At 71.8% G+C, this 16,023-nt stretch carries 16 protein-coding genes and 1 tRNA gene; 9 read left to right on the forward strand and 8 right to left on the reverse strand.

The window, feature by feature from the left end:
• Positions 1-66 precede the first annotated feature (66 nt).
• Both Q9S36_RS50065 and Q9S36_RS50070 read left to right on the forward strand, forming a co-directional pair.
• The gene (locus Q9S36_RS50065; protein WP_311292190.1) at positions 67-609 is read left to right on the forward strand and encodes a toxin-antitoxin system HicB family antitoxin; all 543 of its coding nucleotides are present in this window, start codon (positions 67-69) and stop codon (positions 607-609) included.
• A gap of 100 nt (positions 610-709) precedes the next feature.
• A complete protein-coding gene (locus Q9S36_RS50070; RefSeq protein WP_311292191.1) occupies positions 710-1,555 on the forward strand; it encodes a DUF4097 family beta strand repeat-containing protein in 846 nt (281 codons plus the stop codon).
• 174 nt (positions 1,556-1,729) lie between these two features.
• Here the strand turns inward: Q9S36_RS50070 and Q9S36_RS50075 are convergent, their stop codons facing one another.
• From Q9S36_RS50075 to dcd, 6 genes are all read right to left on the reverse strand, one after another.
• Positions 1,730-2,668 carry a siderophore-interacting protein gene (locus Q9S36_RS50075; RefSeq protein WP_311292192.1) on the reverse strand — a complete coding sequence of 313 codons (939 nt, stop codon included), beginning with the start codon at positions 2,666-2,668 and terminating at the stop codon, positions 1,730-1,732.
• Positions 2,665-3,525 (reverse strand): ABC transporter ATP-binding protein, encoded by an 861-nt coding sequence (locus Q9S36_RS50080; protein ID WP_311292193.1) that lies wholly within the window; start codon positions 3,523-3,525, stop codon positions 2,665-2,667. Before Q9S36_RS50080 ends, Q9S36_RS50075 begins: the two co-directional genes overlap by 4 nt.
• Positions 3,522-4,586, reverse strand: coding sequence for an iron ABC transporter permease (locus Q9S36_RS50085; RefSeq protein ID WP_311292194.1), 1,065 nt, complete (start codon positions 4,584-4,586; stop codon positions 3,522-3,524). Before Q9S36_RS50085 ends, Q9S36_RS50080 begins: the two co-directional genes overlap by 4 nt.
• Entirely contained in the window at positions 4,583-5,596 is a 1,014-nt protein-coding gene (locus Q9S36_RS50090) for an iron ABC transporter permease (RefSeq protein WP_311292195.1), read from the reverse strand. Before Q9S36_RS50090 ends, Q9S36_RS50085 begins: the two co-directional genes overlap by 4 nt.
• A 28-nt stretch (positions 5,597-5,624) precedes the next feature.
• Complete coding sequence (locus Q9S36_RS50095) at positions 5,625-6,689, reverse strand: iron-siderophore ABC transporter substrate-binding protein (protein WP_311292196.1); 1,065 nt, start codon at positions 6,687-6,689, stop codon at positions 5,625-5,627.
• Positions 6,690-6,816: 127 nt separating this feature from the next.
• Entirely contained in the window at positions 6,817-7,392 is a 576-nt protein-coding gene (dcd, locus tag Q9S36_RS50100; protein ID WP_311292197.1) for a dCTP deaminase, read from the reverse strand.
• 167 nt (positions 7,393-7,559) lie between these two features.
• Here dcd and Q9S36_RS50105 point away from each other — a divergent pair, with 167 nt between their 5' ends.
• The 6 genes from Q9S36_RS50105 to Q9S36_RS50130 all read left to right on the forward strand — a co-directional run bounded on the left by Q9S36_RS50105 (position 7,560) and on the right by Q9S36_RS50130 (position 12,367).
• The gene (locus Q9S36_RS50105) at positions 7,560-8,321 is read left to right on the forward strand and encodes an SGNH/GDSL hydrolase family protein (protein ID WP_311292198.1); all 762 of its coding nucleotides are present in this window, start codon (positions 7,560-7,562) and stop codon (positions 8,319-8,321) included.
• 43 nt (positions 8,322-8,364) lie between these two features.
• Positions 8,365-8,440, forward strand: a tRNA-Gly gene (locus Q9S36_RS50110).
• A gap of 292 nt (positions 8,441-8,732) precedes the next feature.
• Positions 8,733-9,965, forward strand: coding sequence for a hypothetical protein (locus tag Q9S36_RS50115; protein ID WP_311292199.1), 1,233 nt, complete (start codon positions 8,733-8,735; stop codon positions 9,963-9,965).
• 1 nt (position 9,966) lies between these two features.
• Complete coding sequence (locus Q9S36_RS50120) at positions 9,967-11,073, forward strand: hypothetical protein (RefSeq protein ID WP_311292200.1); 1,107 nt, start codon at positions 9,967-9,969, stop codon at positions 11,071-11,073.
• Positions 11,074-11,083: 10 nt separating this feature from the next.
• Entirely contained in the window at positions 11,084-11,722 is a 639-nt protein-coding gene (locus tag Q9S36_RS50125; protein WP_311292201.1) for a DUF2461 domain-containing protein, read from the forward strand.
• Positions 11,723-11,830: 108 nt separating this feature from the next.
• Entirely contained in the window at positions 11,831-12,367 is a 537-nt protein-coding gene (locus Q9S36_RS50130; RefSeq protein ID WP_311292202.1) for a hypothetical protein, read from the forward strand.
• Positions 12,368-12,377: 10 nt separating this feature from the next.
• On the opposite strand, the gene Q9S36_RS50135 is transcribed toward Q9S36_RS50130, so the two are convergent.
• Both Q9S36_RS50135 and Q9S36_RS50140 read right to left on the reverse strand, forming a co-directional pair.
• Positions 12,378-12,836: an Rrf2 family transcriptional regulator gene (locus tag Q9S36_RS50135; RefSeq protein ID WP_311292203.1), complete on the reverse strand. Its 459-nt coding sequence runs from the start codon at positions 12,834-12,836 to the stop codon at positions 12,378-12,380.
• 123 nt (positions 12,837-12,959) lie between these two features.
• A complete protein-coding gene (locus tag Q9S36_RS50140) occupies positions 12,960-13,862 on the reverse strand; it encodes a sulfite exporter TauE/SafE family protein (protein ID WP_311292204.1) in 903 nt (300 codons plus the stop codon).
• A 254-nt stretch (positions 13,863-14,116) separates the two neighbouring features.
• Between Q9S36_RS50140 and Q9S36_RS50145 the strand changes: the two genes are divergently transcribed.
• Positions 14,117-15,991 carry an acyl-CoA dehydrogenase gene (locus Q9S36_RS50145; RefSeq protein ID WP_311292205.1) on the forward strand — a complete coding sequence of 625 codons (1,875 nt, stop codon included), beginning with the start codon at positions 14,117-14,119 and terminating at the stop codon, positions 15,989-15,991.
• The last annotated feature ends 32 nt before the right edge of the window (positions 15,992-16,023 follow it).

The raw sequence follows: 16,023 nt of genomic DNA on the forward strand, positions 1-16,023 counted from the left end.
CGTGGCGCCAGCCATGACGTCATCAAGGTGTTGACATGACATCATCGTGATGTCACGATGGTGCGCATGGACATCACCCCGTACGTCGACACCCTCCGCCGCGACCTCGTCGCTGCGGCCGAGGCCGGCAGCGACGACCTCAAGCAGGCGGCCGAGCGCCTGGCGTACGCCCTGGACCCCAGCGCCCGACTGGCGCTGATGGAGGCCATCTCCCACGCCGCCGCCGAGATCACGGCCGAGCTGCCCGAGGGCAGCGTCGACGTGCGCCTGGTCGGCCGCGAGCTGGACTTCGTCGTCGAGGTGGCTCCCCCGAGCGCGATGCCGTCACCGCCTCCGCCCCCGGCGCCGCCGGCGGCCCCCGAGGAGGACGACGGCGACCTGGCCCGTATCACGCTCCGGATCCCGGAGGCCATCAAGGCGCGGGCCGAGGAGAAGGCGGCCGCGGCCGGCCAGAGCCTCAACACCTGGATGGTCGGCTTGGTCCGCAGCGCCACCAACGAGCACGCGATCAACGTCGACATCGACCTGAGCAGCGTCCCCTTCGTCGGCTACGACCCGTTCGCCGCCAACCGCAAGCAGGGCAACCGCCGGATGACCGGCTGGCTCTGACACCCCGGCCCTGACCGGGCCGCCCACCAGTCCCGCCCGACCGGACCGGCACCCGCCGGCCCGTGGGCCGAGCACACCCACGACCAGACCGGAGACACCGATGAGCAACCAGCTGGACCTCTCCTTCGACACCCCGGAGCCGATCGACCTCTACGTCGAGAACGGCCGCGGCAGCGTCGACGTGACCGCCACCGACACCACCGAGACGACCGTCCGCATCACCGGCGAGCGCGCCGAGGAGTACGACGTCCGCGACCTGGCCGGAGAGAGAGGGGACCGTCGGATCGCCATCATCGCGCCGCAGCGCAGCGGCTTCTTCGGCAAGGACGCCCGGGCCGAGATCGTGGTCGAGGTGCCCGTCGCGAGCGGGCTGAACGCCAAGGTCGGCAGCAGCGACCTCGCGGCCCACGGCCGCTTCGACGACACGCGCGTCGACAGCGGGTCGGGCGACGTCTCGCTCGACGTCGTCGACGGCGAGACGGTCGTCCAGACCGGCTCAGGCGACGTCGTGGTCGAGCACCTGGCCGGCGACGCCCGGATCAAGTCCGGCTCCGGCGACATCGTGGTCCGCCGCGCCGACTCGCGCCTGCTGGTGACCACCGGCAGCGGGGACGTCCGCGTCGAGGCCGCCGGCAGCGACCTGGCGCTGAAGACCGGCTCGGGCGACGCCCTCGTGGGCACCCTCGACGGCGAGGCGGTCTTCACCACCGGCTCGGGCGACCTGGTCGTCCGGCAGGTCGGTCCCGGGCGGGTGACCGCCAAGACCGCCAGCGGCGACGTGCGGGTCGGCGTCGTGCCGGGGACCCCCGTGTGGACTGACATCCGCACCGCCAGCGGGCGCCTCGCCTCCGACCTGCCGGCCACCGGCGAGCCCGGCCCCGACCAGCCCTACCTCGAGGTGCGCGCCACGACCGCCTCGGGCGACGTCACCCTCCACCAGTCCTGAACCCCGCCCGCAGCCACCCGGAAAGGAGCACGGCCATGTTCAACTCACTCACCGAGATCGAGATCGTCGCCCGGCACCGCATCGCCGAGCGCGTGCAGTACTCCCCCCGCGCCCCCAAGCGCCGCTGACGCAGCACCACGCGCGGCGTCGTACGACGTGAGGTGATCGGTCCGGTCAGGACTTCATCGCCACACCGCGACGCCAGTAGCCCATGAAGGCCACCCGGCTGCGGTCGAAGCCGAGCTCGTTGACCAGGTGCCGGCGCAGACCGGTGACGACCTTCGACTCCCCGGCGATCCACGCGTAGGTCCCGCCCACGCCGTCCAGGTCGCCGGGGACCTCCTCGCCGGAGGAGGAGTAGAACGGCGTCTCCCACAGGTCGGGGTCCACCTCCTCCGCGGCGACCTCGACCGTGGCCCCCGGGATCCCGAGGTGGGCCACGACGGCGTCGTGCAGGCCGGTGCCGAGCTCCTCGCCCTCGCGGGCCAGCCACACCACCTCCACCCCGGCCGGACGGCGTACGTCCTGGACGTCCGCGGCCAGCGGCACCTCCAGGAAGGCCGTGCCGCGGGCGTCGTCGGGCAGCTGCTCGAGGATCGAGCAGATCGCCGGCACGGCCGTCTCGTCCCCGACGAGCAGCAGGTCGGCCCCCGGCGGTGGGGTGAACTCGATGCCGCCGTAGGGGTAGCCCCGACGGGGCGCGAGGACCACGAGGCGGTCGCCGGGCGCGGCCGTGGCAGCCCACGTCGAGCCCGGACCCACGAGGTCGCCCTCGAGGTGCAGCACCATGTCGACGACGAAGGTGGTCTGCTCGCCGGAGCCGCGCACGTCGCGGATCGTGTAGGTCCGCATGTGGCCGCGCTCGCTGGCCGGCTGCTCGAGCCAGGTCGCGAACCACGACTCGTCCGCGCCCTCGGTCGACGTCCGGCGGCCCGTCACCGGGTCGGGGAAGATCAGCTTGATCCGCTGGTCGTAGCGCGGGCCGTCGACGCCGAAGTCGGCCAGCTCCGGGCCACCGAGCTCGACGCGGACGTAGGTCGGGCTGAGCCGCTCGACGGAGACGACCTCGAGGTCGGCGAAGAGCATGGGCAGGGTCGAGGCGGTCACGGTCATCGGTTCTCCTGGCGCGGGGGCTCGGTCGGGTTCGGGTGCTGGGCGGTGACGTGGTGGGGGCGGTGGCGACCCACCGGGACCACCAGTGGGGTGTGCGAGACCGGGTCCTCGACGACCCGGTTGTCGAGGCCGAAGACGGTGCGCACGACCTCCTCGGTGACCACCTCGCGTGGCGTCCCCTCCGCGGCGACCTCGCCCGCGTGCAGGGCGACGAGGTGGTCGGCGTAGCGCGCGGACAGGTTCAGGTCGTGCAGGACCATCACGATCGTGGTGCCGCGACGGGCGTTGAGCTCGGCCAGCAGGTCGAGCATCTCGACCTGGTGGGCGACGTCGAGGTACGTCGTCGGCTCGTCGAGCAGCAGGAGGTCGGTGCCCTGGGCGAGCGCCATCGCGATCCAGACCCGCTGGCGCTGGCCGCCCGACAGCTCGTCGACGGCGCGGTCGGCGAGGTCGTAGGTGTCGGTGAGCACCATCGCCTCCTGGACGGCCTTGCGGTCCTCGGCCGTCCAGCGGGTGAAGACACCCTGGTGCGGGTGGCGCCCGCGACCGACCAGGTCGGCGACGGCGACGCCGTCGGGGGCGATCGGGTTCTGGGGCAGCAGCCCCAGCATCTGGGCGACCTCCTTGGTCGGGCGCCGGTGGATCTCCTGGCCGTCGAGCAGCACGGACCCGCCCTGGGGACGGACCAGCCTGGCCAGGCCCTTCAGCAGCGTGGACTTGCCGCACGCGTTCGGACCGACGACGACGGTCACCTTGCCGTCGGGGATCGCGACGCTGACCTCGCGCACGACGGTGCGGTCGCCGTACCCGAGGGTCACGCGATCGGTGAGCAGCCTGGTGGTGGTGGGGGTGGTCATCCGGTCCTTCCCGTCGCGGCGCCGCGCGCCAGCAGCCAGAGCAGGAACGGTCCGCCGACCGCCCCGGTCACGATCCCGACGGGCAGCACCACGTCGGGGATGAGGTACGCCGCCACGTAGTCGGCTAGCAGCATGAGGGTCGCGCCGACCAGGGCGCCGCCGAGGAGGGTGTGCCGTCCGCCCATGAGGGCGCGCGCGATCGGCCCGGACATGAAGGCCACGAACGCCACCGGGCCCGCGGCCGCGACAGCCACGGCGGTCAGCAGCACGCCGACGAGCAGCAGCAGGTCCGTCCGGTGCCGGCCGATGCCCAGCCCCGCGGCGGCGTCGTCGCCGAGCTCGAGGGCGGGGAGGGCGCGGGCGAGCACGGCCAGGGTCGGCAGCAGGACGGCGAGGGCCGCGGCGAGCAGGCCGATCGTGCTCCACGGGACGTTGTTGACGCTGCCCACCAGCCAGCGGAGCGCGAGCTGGACGTCCCAGGTGTTGGAGCGGGCGAGGAGGTACTGCACGACCGAGGTCATCGCCGCGGCCACGCCGACACCGACCAGGACCAGCCGGTAGCCGCCGGTGGTGCCGGCCACCCACCGCACCAGGGCGGCGATTGCGACCGCACCCACCACGGCGAACAGCGACACGGCGCCGTCACGCAGGCCGAGCGTCAGCAGGGCGAAGATGCCGGCCGCGCTCGCGCCCAGGCTCACCCCGACGATGTCCGGGCTGGCGAGCGGGTTGCGCAGCACCATCTGGAACAGCGAGCCGGCCGCGCCGAGCGCCACCCCGACCAGCAGGGCGAGCACCGCGCGGGGGAGCTTGGACTCCATCAGGATGAAGGTGGAGACCGGCATCTGCTCGCCGAACAGGATGCGGAAGAAGTCCGGGACGGTGAACGTGTAGTCGCCGAGCAGCACCCGCACCGCGAAGGCGGCGAACAGGGCGAGGCCCAGGCCGCCGAGCGCCAGCCGGCGGCGGCGCCGCGGCCGTCGGGTGAGGGTGCGCAGGTCGGGCAGCTCCTCGGGCTGCCGCGTGGCGCTGGGGGTCACCGGCATGGTCGGAGCACTCATATGCCCATCCGCCCGCGGCGTACGAGCAGGAGGAAGAACGGCACGCCCACGACCGCGGTCATGATCCCGACCTGCACCTCCGAGGGAGGCAGGACGATCCGGCCGGCGGTGTCGGCGAGCAGCACCAGCACGGCGCCGAAGCCTGCGCTCAGCGGCAGCAGGTGGCGGTGGTCCGATCCGGTGCGGGTGCGGACGAGGTGCGGGACGATCAGCCCGACGAAGGCGATCGGTCCCGCGGCCGCGGTGGCCGTGCCGGCGAGCAGGACGATCGCCGCACCGACCAGGAGGCGGTCCCGGGTGGTGTGGCGCCCGAGCCCGGTCGCCATCTCCTCGCCGAGCGCGAGGGCGTTGAGGGTCCGGCTGAGCGCCAGCGCCAGCACCGCGCCGGCCAGGAAGACCGGCGCGAGCGACACGACGACGTCCCACGGCCGGCCGCCGATGGAGCCGACCTGCCACCGGCGCATGATGTCGAGGGCGGTCTGGTCGACGAGCTGGACGGCGATGGTCCAGCTGCTGGCCGCCGCGGCGAACGCGGCGCCGGCGACGGTGAGCTTGGCGGGCGTCGCCCCGTCGCGGCCGACCGCCGCGATGGCGTGGACGGCCACCGACGCGACGCCCGCACCGACCAGGCCGAGGACGACGAAGGCCCAGATGCCGCCGACGCCGAGGAACGAGATGCCGAGCACGATCGCGAGGGCCGCGCCGGAGTTGACGCCGAGGATGCCGGGGTCGGCGAGCGGGTTGCGGGTGAGGCCCTGCATGCAGGCCCCGGCCAGTCCGAGCGCGACCCCGACGAGGAGGCCGAGGACCGTGCGCACGGCCCGCACCTCGATGACCGTGCGGTCCGGACCGGCCTCGAGGACCGCGGTCGGGGAGATCGACCGCGACCCGAGGAAGACCGAGGCGACGACGGCCACCACGAGCAGCCCGAGCAGCACGGCGTACGCCGTCCCCGGACCGGCCGCGGAGGTGCTCCGCGGCCGGTCCAGCAGCCCCGTGGTGGCCGTCATCCCAGGTCTCGTCTTCCGTGCCGGTCGATCAGGGGGTGGAGCCGTCGCCGTCGACCGCCGCGGCGACCTTGGGGATGAACATCTCCATGGCGACCGGGATCGAGAGCGGCGAGGGAGCCGACAGGCCGATCGACTCGATCGGGTCGACCTGGGCGTACCAGCGGTTGTCCGCGACCGCCGGGATCTGCTTGACCAGCGGGTTCTCCGCGAGCTCCTTCACGTTGGCCTCCGAGGTGGCGTAGGTGAGGAACACGTCGGCGTCGAGCTGCGCGGTGCGCTCGGAGGAGATGTTGAACAGGAACTGCCCGGGCTCGCTGCGCTCCTCGACCAGCGGGGAGTTCTTCATGCCGAGCTCGACGAGCAGGCGGGGACGGTTGTCCATCACGGTGTAGACGTAGAACGACGACGGGTCGGCGTTGGGGCCGGCATAGGTGAAGGTCTTGCCCTCGAGCTGCGGGAACTCGGCGGCCGTGTCGGCGATGACCTGCTCGGTCTCGGCCTTGACCTCCTCGGCCAGCTCGGTGCGACCGAGCGCGCGCCCGACCATCTCCAGCGACTCCTGCCAGGTGGTGTTGTACGGCGCCTCGGGGTAGGCGACGACCGGGATCCCGGCCTCGCTCAGCTGGTCGTACTCCTCCTGGGTCATGCCTGACTGGGTCGCGGTCACCAGGTCGGGCTGGAGCCTGACGATCTGGTCGACCGGCACGCCGTCGGCGGTGCTGAACCGCTTCGGCTGCTCGGCGCCCTCGATCTCGGCGAGCGCCTCGTCGAACCAGTCGGAGGAGGCGTTCTCGTTGCCGGCGTACTCGATCTTGTCGGCACCGACCGGCACCACGCCCAGGGAGAGCGGGTAGTCGGCCTCGGCGTAGCCCACCGCGACGACGCGGGTCGGCTCGGACTCGATCGTGGTCTCGCCGAGGGCGTGCTCGATGGTGACCGGGAACGCGTCCGCGTCCGCGCTGGTGGTGGCCGTCGGCTCGCTCTCGTTGGCGGTCGAGTCGGTGGAGCCGGTGCTGCAGCCGGCGAGGGCGGCGACCAGGAGGGTGGCCGCGGCCACCGTGCGGGCCGCGGTTGCGGCGGACGTTCGCTTCATCATGTCTCCGGAACAAGGGTGAGTGAGGCTGACCTAACTTAGGACAGCCTAACCGCACCTGTTCCGAATATGACTACACGGGTGTGCCCGAATCCACGATGCGGACCCGGCGGACGGGGCCGCGCCCTCAGATCGGGGTGCGGTGGAAGCTCTGGAACGAGCGGCTGGGGGTGGGACCGCGCTGGCCCTGGTAGCGCGAGCCGTACTTCTCGGAGCCGTACGGGTGCTCGCTCGGGGAGGAGAGCCGGAAGAAGCAGAACTGACCGATCTTCATGCCGGGGTAGAGCTTGATGGGCAGCGTCGCCACGTTGGCCAGCTCGAGGGTCACGTGGCCGGAGAAGCCGGGGTCGACGAAGCCGGCAGTGGCGTGCGTGAGCAGCCCGAGGCGGCCCAGCGAGGACTTGCCCTCGACGCGCGCCGCGATGTCGTCGGGGAGGCTCACGACCTCGTACGTCGAGCCCAGCACGAACTCCCCGGGGTGCAGGATGAACGGCTCGTCCCCCTCCGGCTCGACCTCGCGGGTCAGGTCGGACTGGTCGGCCATCGGGTCGATGTCGGGATAGCGGTGGTTCTCGAAGACGCGGAAGAACCGGTCGAGGCGTACGTCGATGCTGGAGGGCTGCATCATCGCCGGATCCCAGGGATCGAGGGCGATCCGGCCGGCGTCGATCTCAGCGGTGATGTCGCGGTCAGAGAGCAGCACGCCGCCAACCTAGCCGCAGACATCACTCCGAGCAGCCCGCCGGTTGAGGTGCGACTTCCTCTCGGTGGTCGAGGTGCGAGCGGAGCGAGCCTCGAAACCACGCAGCCCGCCGGTCGAGCAGGGCGCCCTGGCGCCCGTGTCGAAACCAGGGGCGCGACAATGATCCGGTGACCTTCCACCGCTACGTCGCCCTCGGCGACTCGTTCACCGAGGGCGTCGGCGACCCCGACCCCTCCCGCCCCAACGGGCTGCGCGGCTGGGCCGACCGCGTGGCCGAGGTGCTCGCCGCGCAGACCGACGACTTCGGCTACGCCAACCTCGCGATCCGCGGCCGCAAGCTCGGGCCCATCGTGGCCGAGCAGGTCGACGCCGCTGTCGCGCTGGAGCCCGACCTCATCACCATCCACGGTGGCGGCAACGACGTGCTCCGCCCGCGGGTCGACCTCGACGCGCTCGCGGTGACGTACGACGGTGCGATCGCCCGGCTCGCGGCCACCGGCGCACGGGTCGTCATGTTCACGATCTTCGACCCGGGCGCCGGCGGGATCTACGGACCGGTGCGCGGCCGGATGGCGATCTTCAACGAGTGGGTCCGCGAGATCGCCGACCGGCACGGCGCCACCATCGTCGACATGTGGCGCATGCGTGACATCGAGATCGCCGGCGTGATGGACACCGACCGGATGCACCTCAACTCCTCGGGCCACACGCACATGGCCCACGCGGTCCTCGAGGCGATCGGCGTCGAGCACGGCCTCGAGCCCGTCTCGGTGGGCCCTTTGCCCGTCCTCGACCGACGCCAGCAGTGGCGCGCCAACGCCCAGTGGACGCGCGAGTTCCTCGTGCCGTGGGTGCACCGCCGGCTCACCGGACGCTCGTCCGGCGACACCGTCTCGCCCAAGCACCCGAGCCTGTCGAGCGTGCGGTAGCACCGGTCCGGTAGCATCTGGCCCGCTGTCCCTGGACGGCACTGCGGATGTAGCTCAGTTGGTAGAGCGCGACCTTCCCAAGGTCGATGTCGCGAGTTCGAGTCTCGTCATCCGCTCCACATCTCTCACCGCCGGTCGAGGTGTCACCGCCGGTTGATATGTCATCGCCGGTTGAGGCGTGAGGAGCGCCAGCGACGAGCCTCGAAACCGCTCTCTCACCGCCGGTTGAGGCGTGAGGAGCGCCAGCGACGAGCCTCGAAACCGCTCGCCCCCGCACCTGGGGGGTTTCGAGGCTCGCTGCGCTCACACCTACACCACCGAGGCGGATGGGGCCGGAGGGGGACTTGCGTCGGATGGGGCCAGAGAGGACAGTGAGGCGTCCGTTTCATCTCGGATCGAGGTTCCTTCCCCATGCCCCTCCCCCGTTTCCTCGCCCACCAGATCGCCGACGGCGACCAGCCACGGCCGCTCTGGCGGCACCCCGTCACGATCGCCGCGGCGGCGCTCGCGCTGACCCTGGGCGCGGTCCCGTTCCTCCCCGACGGCGACGACGGCGACCAGGACGGTGAGGCGATCACCCCGGCGGCCGAGACGACGGCGGCCCCCGGGACGAGCGGGACGACCGGCCTCGGGCGGGTGACCCGTGCGATGCAGGCCGAGATCGACCGGGTCGTCGCCGAGGGAGCGGCACTCGACCGCACCCAGGGACGTACGGCGCTCGCGCGGGCGTCCGTGCGCTGCGCCACCTTCGACGGCCAGCGCTACTGCCTCGGCTTCGGCTGGACGAACCAGACGCGCGAAGCCCTGGCCGCCCGGCTGCTCGACCGCCCGTCGTTCGGGCGCGAGAGCACCGGCGACCTCGACGCCGAGGGGGTCATCACCCGCGCGAGCGGGCGCAGCGCGAGCGCCCGCACCGAGGCCGAGCGCGCCGAGCTGACCCAGGCCGCGCAGTCGGTCGGCAAGGTCTGGATGCTGCGCCACGAGATCCAGGGCATCGAGCTCCCCGACGACTTCGCGGCGCGGCACCCCGAGGTCGCCGCCCCCGGCACCGAGTCGCGCGGCGGCTTCGGCGAGTCGTACCCGAAGCGGTCGAAGATCCTCACCAGCAGGGTCGCGCAGCCGCAGAACCAGACCTACTGGTGCGGGCCGGCCACGATGCAGGCGATCGGTTGGGGCTCGAGCAAGGAGCGCAAGAACCAGTCCTACTGGGCCCGCCGCCTCGGCACCACGACCGACGGCACCGCGATCACCGACATGGTGCGGGTCATCAACAACCAGACCGACTACGACGCCCGCGACAAGGCGGGCCCCTACGTCGTCCTCGACATCAGCGACTTCACGTTCAAGCAGTGGTACCGCCTGATGATGCGCCACGTGCACGACTACCGCGCACCGGTCGTGCTCCACCCGGTCCTGCTCAAGCGGTACTACCCCTATCTCGACGACGACGCGAGCGGGCACTTCCAGGTCGGCCGCGGGTTCGACCAGAACCCGGGCGGCAACCCGCAGATCGGCTACTTCGAGCCGTGGGACCAGTCGCGGTTCGACCCCAGCGAGCCCGCGATCGGCCGCGTGCAGTGGCGCAACGCCTACCGCTCCTACCGCGCCAACCTCGATCACTTCCAGCACAACGTCGGGGTCTGACGTGCGCGCCCGTACGACGACCGCGCTGGCGCTGCTGCTCGCCCTCACCGGCTGCGGCGCCACCGACGACCCCGCCACCGACGCACCGTCGGGGACCCCGTCGAGCACGAGTCCCCCGCCGGGCTCCGAGCCTGCCGCCACAGGAGGCACCAGCGAGGACCCCGAGGTGGCCGAGCCCGTCGAGCGGCTGCTCGACTGGCGCGACGCCGGCGTCCCGGGCGGGGCCCGCTACGTCAGGGGTCCGGAGTGGGAGGCCCGCGGCGAGGAGGGCAGCTCCGCCGTGGACCTCTCCCGGGACGGCGACGCGCTCACCATCGAGGCCGGGCCCGGGCGCATCGTCTCCGAGGTGCTGATGAGCACCGACTGGGCTGTCGTCGTCCGGCAGGACAAGACCGAGACGGACCCCAGCGAGGTGGACGTCGTCGACCTCGCGACCGGCGAGCAGGCGCCGCTCGCGGGGCCGCCGCCTGCCAGCGGGGGCTCGTGGGCGCTGGTCGGAGGCGACCTCTACTACCCGACGTACGGCGACGACCGGGCGTACTGCCTGGCCACCAGCGCCCTCGCCGACAGCAACGGCGAGGACGGTTGGTGCGCGCCGGCCCGGACCGGCTGGTCCGGCCTCACGGCCAGCGAGCACGGCGTCGGCATGATGACCTTCGACGACGCGCGGCCGGTGGCGTGCCGCACCCTCAACCTGCTCGACGGCAGCGGGGTGCCGCAGCCGGTCGACGGACCGACCGAGTGCCTCGGCTGGGACGTGGCCGCGACCGCCGACGGCGTGGTCTGGTCGGAGGTGCCGAAGCCGCGACGTCAGGAGGAGGCGACGTTCCACGCCACCGTCGGCGACGCCCACCTCGACCTCGGGGCCGGCACCACTGGCTCCCTCGTGCCCTGCGGCGACTCGGTCTTCTTCGTGCGCGACCCGCAGACCCCTGACGAGCCCGCCCGGCTGATGCGCTGGACGCCCGACCACACCCTCGAGGTCGCCTACGAGACCACGTCCGTCGGCAACGCCTTCATCGCCGAGCCGGTGTGCGGAGGCGGGGTGCTGTCGATCTCCGCCATGGGCGAGCAGGGGGACGAGCAGGTGTGGGCGGACGTCACCTAACCTTCGACGGGTGAGCTTCACCGGATTCCCCGTCACTGCGCTCGACTTCTACGACGACCTCGAGGTCGACAACACCAAGTCGTTCTGGGAGAGCCACAAGCACGTCTACAAGGAGTCCGTCGAGGCGCCGATGAAGGCGCTGATGGCCGAGCTCGAGCCGGAGTTCGGCACTGCGAAGGTGTTCCGCCCCTACCGCGACGTCCGGTTCGCCAAGGACAAGACGCCCTACAAGACGCACCAGGGGGCGTTCGTCTCCGCGGGCCCGGCGACCGGGTGGTACTTCGAGATCTCCCCGCGCGGCACGCGCGTGGGCGCCGGGTTCTACGACGCCGAGGGGCGCAGGCTCGCCGCGATCCGCGAGGCGATGGCCGAGGAGAAGACCGGCAAGGCCCTCGAGCGACTGCTGCGCAAGCTCGAGAAGGACGGCTTCGACATCGGGGGCGACCAGCTCAAGACCTCGCCCCGCGGGTACGACGCCGACCACCCGCGCATCCACCTGCTGCGCCACAAGCAGCTCTTCGTCGGCCGGTCGTACGGATTCGAGGCCGACGCCATCGACGCCGGGCTCGTCGACCGGGTGCGCGCCGACTGGAAGGCGCTGCGCCCGCTGGTCACCTGGCTCACCGCCGTCGAGGTCGGGGCCGACTGAGCCGTCGTCCGCACACGACGCTCGCTCCTCGTGCTGGCGGGCGAAGAGTTCTCACCGGCGACGACGCTCGTTCACGTCGGCGCCACCCGCCGAGGTCAGGCTCGCGCCATGGCCAAGCGACTGTTCCTGCTCCACGTCGGCCCCCAGTCCGTGCACGTCTCCGCGATGACCGAGACGCTCCGGCTCGGCGGGATCGCGGTGCCCGACGCACCCGACGCGGTGTTCGCGCACGCCGCGACCGAGATCCTGCGGACCCACAAGCAGCACGGTCTCAAGCGCAAGCAGGTGGAGGGCTCGTGGGCGACCGTGTGCCGCCGGGCGCGGAAGGCCAAGGCGGACTGCTTCGTCAGCATGCCCGCCTTCTTCGACGCCTCACCCGAGCAGGCCGCCCTCGCCCTCGACGGGCTCGCCGACTTCACGGTGGTGCTGGTCGTGACGAGCGGCTTCGACGTCGAGCCACCGGACGCCTGGCTGCGACTGGCCAAGGACGGTCGGACCCACGTCCTGCCCGCCCACCTCACCGACGAGCAGCTCGCCGCCCAGGTCGCGCGGATCGCCCTCATCGAGGAGGAGGCACGGCTGGAGAAGCGGCTGGCCATGATCTCCAAGCGGCGTCGGCAGGTGAACCGCACGCTCGCCGCCTGACGCGGCACCGTCAGTGCGGCTGCCAGGCGTCGTCGTCCTCGGTCAGGGCAGCGACCCCGGCGGGCAGCTCGGCGTCGGCCAGGTCCTGGATGCTGACCTGCTCGAAGACGGCACGCAACGAGCTGCGGGCGGCGATCCAGACGTGCTGCAGCACCTGGGCCGAGTCGTCGTACTCGACCGCCTCGGGGCGCAGGCCGTAGACCGACACCAGCGGGCCGTCGACGGCGCGGATCACGTCGGCGACGGTCACCGAGGACGGCTGCCGCGCGAAGCGCCAGCCACCGGACTGCCCACGCTGCGACACCACGATGTCGGCACGGCGGAGGTCGGCCAGGATCGCCTGGAGGAAGCCGTGGGGGATCCCCTGCGCCTTGCCGAGCTGCTCGGCGCTGACGGCCGCCCCGTCGGCGCGCACCGCGATCTCGATCAGGGCCCGGAGGGCGTAGTCGGCTTTGGCGGAGACGCGCATAAGCCCAGTTTGTCAGATATGTCGGCCGAGTCAGTCATGCTTGGCCCTTCCCGACGCAGCCGGGACAGGACGGCGTACGCCGCCACCCCTGGCGCAGCAGCGGTGGCGGCGTACGGCGAGCGGTCAGGCGGGCGTGCCCTCCAGCTCGGGCTCGGCCAGGACCGCCGCCCTCGCGAGGCGCTCCTGCTTGACCGCCCACACGATGGCGGAGATCCAGAGGACGAAGACGACGGCGGCCACGGCGGCGACGCCGACGCCGGGGACGCCCACGGCCTCGAGCAGCGTCTTGGAGTTGGTCAGGATGATCAGGCCGCCGGCCGCGGTGCCCAGGACCCGGGCCGCGAGGTGCTTGACCAGCCAGGCCGCGATCGGGGCGGCGACCACGCCGCCAGCGAGCAGCGCACCGGCGTACCCCCAGTTGATGCCCTGGGCGCCGAGGCCGATCAGGAAGCCGAGCGAACCGCCGACGGCGACCACGAACTCCGAGGTGTCGATCGAGCCGACCACCTTGCGCGGCTCGAGGCGGCCGCTGGAGAGCAGCGAGGTGGTGCCGACCGGGCCCCAGCCGCCACCGCCGACGGCGTCGAGGGTGCCGGCGACCAGACCCATGGGAGCCAGGAACATCGCGGAGGGGTGACCCTTGAAGGTCGGGCGGGCGCCGCCGAGGCGCAGGAACCGGTAGACGACGTAGAAGCCCAGGCTGAGCAGGATCACCGCGACCACCGGCTTGGCGACCGCCGCGTCGAGGTTCGACAGGAGCGTCGCGCCGAGGAAGGCACCCACGAAGCCCGGCACGGCCAGGATCGAGACGGTGCGCCAGTCCACGTTGCCGAGCTTGTGGTGGGAGGCGCCGGACACCAGCGAGGTGCCGATCTCGGAGAAGTGGACGGCGGCTGAGGCGGCCGCGGGGGCGACGCCGGCGGCCAGCAGCAGGGTCGAGGAGGTCACCCCGTAGGCCATGCCCAGGGAGCCGTCGATGAGCTGGGCGATCAGGCCCACCACACCGAGCACGATGAGCTTGCGCATCCGCAGGCTCCTTTCGGTCGTCAATCAGGTCTAGGTCAGGTGACCGTGGTTTGTCACGTGACAGACTAGACATAGGTGGGGTGATAGACAAAACCGACCGGCCGCACGGCGAGTCCGCGCACGCTGCACCCACCTGTGACCCGCGACATTGGACGTTCGTGTTGCGTCCCGCCCGGCGGCGAGGCATGATTTTGTTACCCGCGAGTAGCCCATGCCCTCGCGCCCCCGCCCGCGACACGGAACAGGTGGAAGCTGTGAGCCACTACAAGACCAACCTCCGCGACATCGAGTTCAACCTCTTCGAGGTGCTCGGCCGGGACGAGGTGCTCGGCACCGGTCCCTTCGGCGAGATCGACGCAGAGAGCGCGCGGGAGATCCTGCGCGAGGTCGAGCGCCTCTCCCGCGAGGACCTCGCCGCCTCCTACGAGGACAGCGACCGCAACCCGCCGGTCTTCGACCCGGCCACCCACACCGCCCCCGTGCCGGAGTCCTTCAAGGCCAGCTACCAGGCCTGGATGGACTCCGAGTTCTGGCGCCTGCAGGTCTTCGAGGAGATGGGCGGCACCCCGGCCCCGTCGTCGCTCATCTGGGCCCTCGGCGAGATGGTGCTCGGCGCCAACGCCCCGGTCTGGATGTACGCCGCCGGGCCGGCGTTCGCGAACGTGGTCCACCGCAACGGCAACGAGCGCGACAAGCGGGTCGCCCAGTACATGGTCGACCGCCAGTGGGGATGCACGATGGTGCTCACCGAGCCCGACGCCGGCTCCGACGTCGGCGCCGGCCGCGCCAAGGCCGTCCCGAACGAGGACGGCTCGTGGAACATCACCGGCGTCAAGCGCTTCATCACCAGCGCCACCCACGACATGAGCGAGAACATCATGCACCTCGTCCTCGCGCGCCCCGAGGGCGTCGAGGGCGCCGGCGGCCCGGGCACCAAGGGCCTCTCGCTGTTCTGGATGCCCGAGCACCACTTCGACCTCGAGACCGGCGAGCTCACCGGTGAGCGCAACGGCGTCTACGTCACCAACGTCGAGCACAAGATGGGCATCAAGGTCTCCAACACCTGCGAGGTCACCTTCGGCGACCCGCAGGTCGGCGGCGGCGAGCCCGCCAAGGGCTGGCTGCTCGGCGAGGTGCACGACGGCATCGCGCAGATGTTCCAGGTCATCGAGAACGCCCGCATGATGGTCGGCACCAAGGCCATCGCGACCCTCTCGACCGGCTACCTCAACGCCCTCCACTACGCCAAGGAGCGCGTCCAGGGCGCCGACCTGACCCAGGCCGCCGACAAGACCGCGCCCCGCGTCACGATCACCCACCACCCCGACGTGCGCCGTTCGCTGATGACGCAGAAGTCGTTCGCCGAGGCGATGCGCGCGCTGGTGCTCTACACCGCCACCTGGCAGGACCAGGTCATGCTGGCCGAGCACGCCGGCACCGCCGACTCCGACGAGGCCAGCCTCGCCGCCGCGGTCAACGACCTGCTGCTCCCGATCGTCAAGGGCTACGGCTCCGAGCGCTCGTGGGTCCTGCTGGGCACCGAGTCCCTGCAGACCTTCGGCGGTTCCGGCTTCCTGCAGGAGTACCCGATCGAGCAGTACGTCCGCGACGCCAAGATCGACACCCTCTACGAGGGCACCACCGCGATCCAGGGCCAGGACTTCTTCTTCCGCAAGATCGTCAAGGACCAGGGCCGCGCGCTCGGTCACCTGGCCAAGGAGATCGAGGGCTTCATCGCGTCCGAGGCGGGCAACGGCCGCCTCAAGAACGAGCGCGCGCTGCTCGCCACCGCGCTCGAGGACGCCAACGCGATCGTCGGCCACATGATCAACGACCTGATGTCGTCGCAGGAGGAGCTGCGCAACATCTACAAGGTCGGCCTCAACACCTCGCGCCTGCTGATGGTGCTCGGCGACGTCGTCTGCGCGTGGCTGCTGCTGCGCCAGGCCGACGTGGCCCTGCAGAAGCTGGCCGGCGAGGTGTCGGAGAAGGACAAGGCCTTCTACGAGGGCAAGGTCGCCGCGGCCCAGTTCTTCGCCCAGACCAACCTGCCGAAGATCACCGCCGAGCGCGCCATCGCCGAGGGCACCACCCTCGACCTGATGGACCTCGACGAGTCCGCCTTCTGACACCAGCCCGCCGACCGGGCCCTTCCGCGCGC

This window comes from Microbacterium sp. ARD31 (genome assembly GCF_031844425.1).